This window comes from Bradyrhizobium altum (genome assembly GCF_020889705.1).
In the GTDB taxonomy this organism is placed as follows: Bacteria; Pseudomonadota; Alphaproteobacteria; order Rhizobiales; family Xanthobacteraceae; genus Bradyrhizobium; species Bradyrhizobium altum.
This window is the reverse complement of the sequence record NZ_JACMYP010000108.1, coordinates 21,267-28,196: the sequence shown is the minus strand read 5'-3', so window position 1 is coordinate 28,196 and position 6,930 is coordinate 21,267. Positions and strand designations below refer to the sequence as shown.

Annotated in this window: 6 protein-coding genes and 1 pseudogene; 3 read left to right on the top strand and 4 right to left on the bottom strand. The window is 65.4% G+C overall.

All coding sequences use genetic code 11. The features are described from left to right. Both H8B02_RS24470 and H8B02_RS24465 read right to left on the bottom strand, forming a co-directional pair. Window positions 1–286, bottom strand: a pseudogene (locus H8B02_RS24470) (anthranilate phosphoribosyltransferase); the annotation flags it as partial. Between the two features lie 70 nt (window positions 287–356). After that, entirely contained in the window at window positions 357–2,258 is a 1,902-nt protein-coding gene (locus tag H8B02_RS24465) for a peptidylprolyl isomerase (protein ID WP_229168634.1), read from the bottom strand. A gap of 240 nt (window positions 2,259–2,498) precedes the next feature. Between H8B02_RS24465 and tpiA the strand changes: the two genes are divergently transcribed. Then, window positions 2,499–3,251 (top strand): triose-phosphate isomerase, encoded by a 753-nt coding sequence (gene tpiA / locus H8B02_RS24460; RefSeq protein WP_229168633.1) that lies wholly within the window; start codon window positions 2,499–2,501, stop codon window positions 3,249–3,251. 166 nt (window positions 3,252–3,417) lie between these two features. On the opposite strand, the gene H8B02_RS24455 is transcribed toward tpiA, so the two are convergent. Then, on the bottom strand, window positions 3,418–3,951 hold the full coding sequence (locus H8B02_RS24455) for a GNAT family N-acetyltransferase (protein ID WP_229168632.1): 534 nt from the start codon (window positions 3,949–3,951) through the stop codon (window positions 3,418–3,420). Window positions 3,952–3,954: 3 nt separating this feature from the next. After that, window positions 3,955–4,521, bottom strand: a complete 567-nt coding sequence (locus H8B02_RS24450; RefSeq protein WP_229168631.1) for a helix-turn-helix domain-containing protein — start codon at window positions 4,519–4,521, stop codon at window positions 3,955–3,957. A gap of 204 nt (window positions 4,522–4,725) precedes the next feature. Here H8B02_RS24450 and secG point away from each other — a divergent pair, with 204 nt between their 5' ends. Continuing rightward, complete coding sequence (gene secG / locus H8B02_RS24445; protein ID WP_092114570.1) at window positions 4,726–5,115, top strand: preprotein translocase subunit SecG; 390 nt, start codon at window positions 4,726–4,728, stop codon at window positions 5,113–5,115. 167 nt (window positions 5,116–5,282) lie between these two features. Further along, a complete protein-coding gene (gene pyrG / locus H8B02_RS24440) occupies window positions 5,283–6,914 on the top strand; it encodes a CTP synthase (protein ID WP_229168630.1) in 1,632 nt (543 codons plus the stop codon). Window positions 6,915–6,930 lie beyond the last annotated feature (16 nt).

Below are 6,930 nucleotides of genomic sequence, written 5' to 3'. Positions count from 1 at the left end.
CGCAGGTCGAGACGTTGACCGAGCCCGAGCCGTCGCCGCCGGTGCCGACGATGTCGACGGCCTCCGCCGGTGCGGTGACCCGCAGCATCTTGCCGCGCATCGCGCTGACCGCGCCGGTGATCTCTTCGACGGTCTCGCCGCGCACCCGCAGCGCCATCAACAGCCCGCCCATCTGCGAGGGCGTGGCTTCGCCCGACATCATGCTGTCGAAGGCGGACGCCGCTTCTTCACGCGTCAGCGTGGCGCCGGTGGCGACTTTTCCGATGATCGATTTCAGGTCGTCCATTCGCTGGCTCAGGGTCTGTTGTTGGAGCTTGGTCGGCGCGCAGCGCGTCGCCGCGCTGTCCCGATCATGCTCAATTATTTGCGCCTGTCACCTGCGCGAAGGCTGCCTGGTTGACGGTCACACCGATATCGGTCTCGATCTTCGCGACATATTGCGCGACCTGCTCGTCGCTCAACGAGCGCCGCAGCGCCTCGCTCAGCTGCTTGACCTCGTTGGACGCGAAGTCGACCGGGGGCACCGTCACATCGGTGACGCGGAACACCACCCATTGGCTGCCGCCGGCCGCGGAGGTCTGTCCGTCGCCGTCCTTGGCGGTGCGGAATGCGGCCGCGATCACGCCGGCCGGCACGTTGGGCAGCGTGGCCTCGCGGCGGAAGTTCGCAGCGGTCTCGACCTTGACGCCGGCCGCCGTGGCCTCGTCGGCGAGCTTGGCGCCGCTGTCGAGCTTCTGGACGATCTCGGTCGCCTTGGCGCGCAGCTTGGCGGAGATCTGGTCCTCGCGCCACTTGGCCTCGACCTGGTCGCGGACCTCCTCGAGGGTGCGCTCGCGCGACGGCGTGATGCCTGTTACGTCGTACCAGACATAGCCGTTGTTGAACTGGATCGGATCGTTGTCGACGCCGACGTCGCTGTTGAAGGCCTGCGACACCACGTCGAGGCCGCGCGGAATATTTGACGCGACCTGGCCGTTCGGCAGACGCCCCGAGCGATCGATCGCGTCGATGGTGACAGCGGTCAATTTCAGCTTCTGCGCCGCGTCGATCACGCTGGAGCCGCCGCCGCGCTCGTCTTCCATCTTGTCGCGGAGCTCGGCGACCTTGGCGCGGGCGCGCTCGGTCGCGATCTCGTTCTTCACCTGCTGCGCAAGGCTCTCATAGTTCGGGGTCACGCCGGGCTCGATCTTCCCGACCTTGACCAGCGCCACGCCGAAGCGGCCCTGGACCGGCTGGCTGACTTCACTCGCGGGCAGGGAGAAGGCGGCGTCGCCGACGGCCGGATCGAGGATCGCCGACTTCGTGACCAGACCGAGATTGACGTCGGCGGGATTGAGCTTGCGCTCCTTGGCGATGTCGTCGAACGAGGTGCCCGAGGCGATGCGGGCGCGGGCGGCCTGCGCCTCTCCGGCGTCCGGAAACACGATCTGCGAGACCTCGCGCTTCTCCGGCGTGCTGAGCCGGTCCTTGCGCTCCTCGAAGATCTTCTTGGCATCCTCGTCGGACACGGTCTCCCACTTGCCGATTTCTTCCGGCGTGATCGCGACGAAGGCGATCTTGCGGTACTCGGGCGCGCGGAACTGGACCTTGTGGTCCTCGAAATAGGCGGCCAGCGCCTCGGGTGAGGGCGGATCGATGGTGCCGGCCTGTGCGGCGCCGAGCGTGACATAGTCGATCGAGCGCTGCTCGTTCTGGAAACGGGTCAGCGCCTCGACCACGGCCTTGGTCGGCTCGATTCCAGAAGAGATGGTGCCGGCTATCTGTCGCCGCAGGCCGACGCGGCGCTGCTCGGCGATATAGCGGCCCTCGGTGTAGCCGAAGTTGCGGATCACGGACTGGAAGCGCTGCGGATCGAACTGGCCGTTGAGGCCCTTGAAGTTCGGATCGTTGTAGATGGTGCGCAGCACCTCGGCATCGGACTGGTTGAGGCCCATGCGGCGCGCTTCCTCGTCCAGCGCGGCCTCCGCGAGCGTCTGTTGCAGCACCTGGCGGTCAATCCCGAAGGCACGCGCCTGGTCCGGGGTCAGCGGACGGCCGAACTGGCGGCCAAGCTGCTGCAGGCGGTCGGTATAGATCTGGCGGAACTGCTCGGCCGAAATCTCGGTCCCGCCCACCTTGGCGAAGGTCGACTGGCCAAACCCCTTGAAGATGTCGGCAATGCCCCAAATTCCGAAACTGACGATCAAAACGCCCATCACCACGGCCATAATCGTCTTGCCGAGCCAGTTTGATGAGGCTTTCCGCATTCCTCGAAGCATGGGTCCAACTTGTTTTACAGGAGGGGAACCGGGTCGTACCCAAGTGGGACTAAAAGTTGGGACTTTTTGTCCAGCAGCAGGGCGTCACCGAATTGAAAACGCTTATAAAGTGGCTCGTGTCCCCCCGCAACCTCGGGCGCGCGGGCGGAAGCGTCGCACGGCAGGCGCGAAGCCACACGCTGGAAGTCGCCGCCCGGCTCTGATAGCGCAGGAACACGCTTGAATGATGGGAAATCCGACATGACCGACGCCATCCGGCCGCTGATCGCCGGCAACTGGAAAATGAACGGCCTGAAATCCTCTTTTGCCGAGTTCGATGCGATGCTGGCCGGCGCCGGCGATGTCGCCGGGAAGGCCGATCTCCTGGTCTGTCCGCCGGCGACTTTGGTTGGGGCCTTTGCCGACAAGGCGCGCGGCTCAAAGGTCGCCGTCGGCGCCCAGGATTGCCATCCGAAGGCGTCGGGCGCCCACACCGGCGACCTCTCGGCGGAAATGTTTAGGGATCTCGGCGCGGTCGCCATCATCGTCGGCCATTCCGAGCGGCGCGCCGACCATGGCGAGACCGACGCCTTGATTCGGCAGAAGGCGGAGGCCGTCTGGCGCGCCGGCCTGACCGCGATCGTCTGCATCGGCGAGACGCGCGAGCAGCGCGACGCCGGCAAGACGCTCGACGTCTGCGGCACCCAGCTTGCGGGCTCGCTGCCCGACGGCTCGACCGCGGCCAATCTGGTGGTGGCCTATGAGCCGGTCTGGGCAATCGGCACCGGCCTGACCCCGACCGCCAGAGATGTCGAGGAAGTTCACAGGTTTATCCGAGGTCAGCTCACTGATCGCTTCAAGGGCGAGGGAAACCGGATCAGGATCCTCTATGGCGGCTCGGTGAAGCCGTCGAATGCCGCCGAGCTGATGGCCGTCGCCAATGTCAACGGCGCGCTTGTCGGCGGCGCCAGCCTGAAGGCGTCGGACTTTTTGGCGATCGCCGCGGGCTGTTAGGGCTGCCTATTCAAACCGAGCTCTCACACCGTCATCCCGAGGAGCGCGCTCTTGCGCGCGTCTCGAAGGATCGACGGCCCGGCTGGTGGCCGTGCATCCTTCGAGGCTCGCCCAGCGGCGCAATTGCGCCGCAAGGCTCGCGCCTCAGGATGACGGGATTGCTGATTCACTCGGCCGTCGTCACTCCGATCTTCTTCCAGTAGATCATCGTCCCGGTGAGGCCGCCATGCGGCTTCAGCGCGTAGTCGGGGATGATGCCGCTGAGCTGAAAGCCCTGCTTTTCGTAAAGCAGCGCGGCGCCGTCGTCGACGGCGGTGTCGAGCACCAGCAGCGTGCGCCCGTGCGCGATCGCCAGCTGCTCGGCGGCGCGCAGCAATGCGGTCGCCACGCCGCGGTTGCGGTGACTCACGCGCGTCATCATCTTGGCGATCTCGGCGCGATGCGGCTGGTTCGGCGGCAGCTTCAGCAGCAGCGTCACGGTGCCGATCAGGCTGTCGCTGTCGAACGCGCCGAGCACGACTCGCTCGCCGCGCGCCGCGGCGCCAAGCGAATCCTGCCAGAATGCCTTCGCGTCATTTAACGGCAGTGGATGCATGAAGCTCACCGAGCCGCCGCTCGCGACGGTCTCGACCAGCAGCGCGCCGAGCGCGTTGCGCAGATCCGGCCCGTCCTCGAGCGGCTTGATGGCGAAGTGCGACATGCATCAGCTCCGGGCCAGGGCGACCACGTAGGTGCAGCCGGCGTTGGTTTCGTTGGCGAAGATGGTCTCGGCGGGCGGGCCGAAGCCGAGGCAATCGCCGGCGCCGAGCACATTGCGCGCGCCGGCTTCGGTGATGACGAGGCTGCCGCTCAGCACCCAGACCAGTTGGCGGATATGGGCGTAGGACGAGGCGGGCAGGGTCACGGATTGCTTCGGCGGCATTTCCACCCGCACCAGCTCGACCGGATGATCGGGACGGCTGAACACCTGGCGGCGCAGATAGCCGGTTTCCGGATCGCTCCAGATCGGCTGCGTAGCGGCGCGCGACAGTCGCTCGCCCTGTCCTTCGGCGCGCAACATCAGCCCGGCCAGCGTGAGGTCGAAGGCCGAGGCGAGGCGCACCAGCACGACCGCGGTCGGGCTGACCTCCGCGCGCTCGATCTTGCTGATCGTCGCCTTCGAGACGCCGGAGCGTTCGGCAAGCTCGGCCAGTGACCAGCCCCGGCCGTCGCGCTCGAGCCGGATCCGCTGCGCCAGGCGTTGGCTCAGATCGTCTATCAAAGTATCCATTTGTCTATTATAATGGAAAGGGCCGGTTCCGATCAAGCCTCGAGCTGATGCAATCCGCACCGCTTGTGATGTCAGCCATTGCGACTATCTCGGGGGTGACAATGCCCGGTCCAATCGTGTAACAGGGCGCGACTTCACGAAAAACCGCAAAGCCGATAGCGCCGTTTGTCTGGCCGCTTGGCGGCTTGTGACGGAAGGCTTGCGATGCAGACTGTCGTTATCATTATCCATCTCATGATCGTCGCCGTCATGATCGGCGCTGTTTTGTTGCAGAAATCCGAAGGCGGCGGCCTTGGCATGGGCGGCGGCGCCGGCTTCATGTCGAGCCGCGGCACCGCGAATCTGTTGTCGCGGACCACCGCGATCCTCGCGGCCGGCTTCTTCCTCACCAGCCTGTTCCTGTCCTGGTATGCGGGCTACGACCGCAAGCCGAGCTCGATCATCGGCACCGGCGCACCGGCGCAGACCCAGCCGGCCAGCGGCGCGCCGATCACTGCACCGACCTCCGGCGGCATCCTCGATTCGCTGAAGAAGACCGACGAGCAGCAGGGGCAGCAGGCTCCGAGCGGCCCGCAGGCACCACGGTCACAATAAAGCAGGGGCGCCATGCAGGATGCACCGCTGGCATCCTGCATCAGAAATCCCCATCAATGCTCTGAAATCGCTTCCAATTTAATGTAACCCACAGCCCGGTGGATTGTTTGCCGGGAACAGCCGATTCGTTTTGCGAATCGCTGGAGTCGGCTTAAAGGTAAAGTCCCATGGCGCGGTACATATTCATCACCGGCGGCGTGGTCTCCTCGCTCGGAAAGGGTCTGGCATCGGCGGCGCTTGGCGCTCTGTTGCAGGCCCGAGGCTACAAAGTCCGCCTTCGCAAGCTCGATCCCTATCTCAACCTCGATCCCGGAACGATGTCGCCGTATCAGCACGGCGAAGTGTTCGTGACCGACGACGGCGCCGAGACTGATCTCGATCTCGGCCATTACGAGCGATTCACTGGTCGTCCGGCCACCAAGGCCGACAACATCACGACCGGGCGAATCTACCAGGACATCATCACCAAGGAGCGCCGCGGCGACTATCTCGGCGCCACCATCCAGGTGGTCCCGCACGTCACCAACGCGATCAAGGAATTCGTGCTGTCGGGCAACGACGACTACGATTTCGTGCTGGTCGAGATCGGCGGCACCGTCGGCGACATCGAGGGCCTGCCGTTCTTCGAGGCGATCCGCCAGCTCAAGAACGAGCTGCCGCGCGATCACGCCGTCTACATTCACCTGACGCTTTTGCCGTACATTCCAAGTGCCGGCGAGCTCAAGACAAAACCGACGCAGCACTCGGTCAAGGAGTTGCGCTCGATCGGCATCCAGCCGGACATCCTGCTGTGCCGCACCGACCGTGAAATCCCGAAGGAAGAACGGCGCAAGCTCGGCCTGTTCTGTAACGTACGCGAGAGCGCCGTGATCGAGGCGCGCGACGTCGACAACATCTACGCCGTGCCAGAGGCCTATCACGCCGCCGGCCTCGACGACGAGGTGCTGGCCGCGTTCGGCATTACGGCGAAGATTCCGCCGGCGCTGCAGAGTTGGAACGTCATCAACGAGCGCGTCCGCAATCCGGAAGGTGCGGTGACGATCGCGATCGTCGGCAAGTACACCGGCATGAAGGACGCCTACAAATCGCTGATCGAGGCGCTCTCGCACGGCGGCATCGCCAACAAGGTGAAGGTCAATCTCGACTGGATCGAGAGCGAGGTGTTCGAGAACGAGGACCCGGCGCCGTTCCTCGAGCACGTCAACGGCATCCTGGTGCCCGGCGGCTTCGGCCAGCGCGGCGCCGAGGGCAAGATCCGTGCGGCGCAGTTCGCGCGCGAGCGTGACGTGCCGTATTTCGGCATCTGCTTCGGCATGCAGATGGCCGTGATCGAGGCGGCGCGCAATCTCGTCGGAATCGAGGAGGCCAACTCGACCGAGTTCGGCCCGACCAACGAGCCGCTGGTCGGCCTGATGACCGAATGGCTGCGCGGCAACGAGCTCGAGAAGCGCTCGCAGAGCGGCGACCTCGGCGGCACCATGCGGCTCGGCGCCTATCCCGCGGCGCTGAACCGCGGCAGCCGCGTCTCGCAGGTCTATGGCGGCGCGACCGAGATTTCCGAGCGGCACCGCCATCGCTACGAGGTCAACACCGCCTACAAGGACCGCCTCGAGCAGCACGGCCTGCGTTTCTCCGGCATGTCGCCCGATGGTGTGCTGCCGGAGATCGTCGAATACGAGGACCATCCCTGGTTCATCGGCGTCCAGTTCCACCCCGAGCTGAAGTCGCGGCCGTTTGAGCCGCACCCGCTGTTTGCGTCGTTCATCGAGGCAGCAGCGAAGCAGAGCCGGCTGATGTAAGCCGCCATCAGCTGCG

Excerpts from the sequence above, each read along its gene's own strand:
- H8B02_RS24465 (WP_229168634.1), bottom strand. The coding sequence starts at position 2,258 with ATGCTTCGAGGAATGCGGAAAGCCTCATCAAACTGGCTCGGCAAGACG.
- tpiA (WP_229168633.1), top strand. The coding sequence starts at position 2,499 with ATGACCGACGCCATCCGGCCGCTGATCGCCGGCAACTGGAAAATGAAC.
- H8B02_RS24455 (WP_229168632.1), bottom strand. The coding sequence starts at position 3,951 with ATGTCGCACTTCGCCATCAAGCCGCTCGAGGACGGGCCGGATCTGCGC.
- H8B02_RS24450 (WP_229168631.1), bottom strand. The coding sequence starts at position 4,521 with ATGGATACTTTGATAGACGATCTGAGCCAACGCCTGGCGCAGCGGATC.
- secG (WP_092114570.1), top strand. The coding sequence starts at position 4,726 with ATGCAGACTGTCGTTATCATTATCCATCTCATGATCGTCGCCGTCATG.
- pyrG (WP_229168630.1), top strand. The coding sequence starts at position 5,283 with ATGGCGCGGTACATATTCATCACCGGCGGCGTGGTCTCCTCGCTCGGA.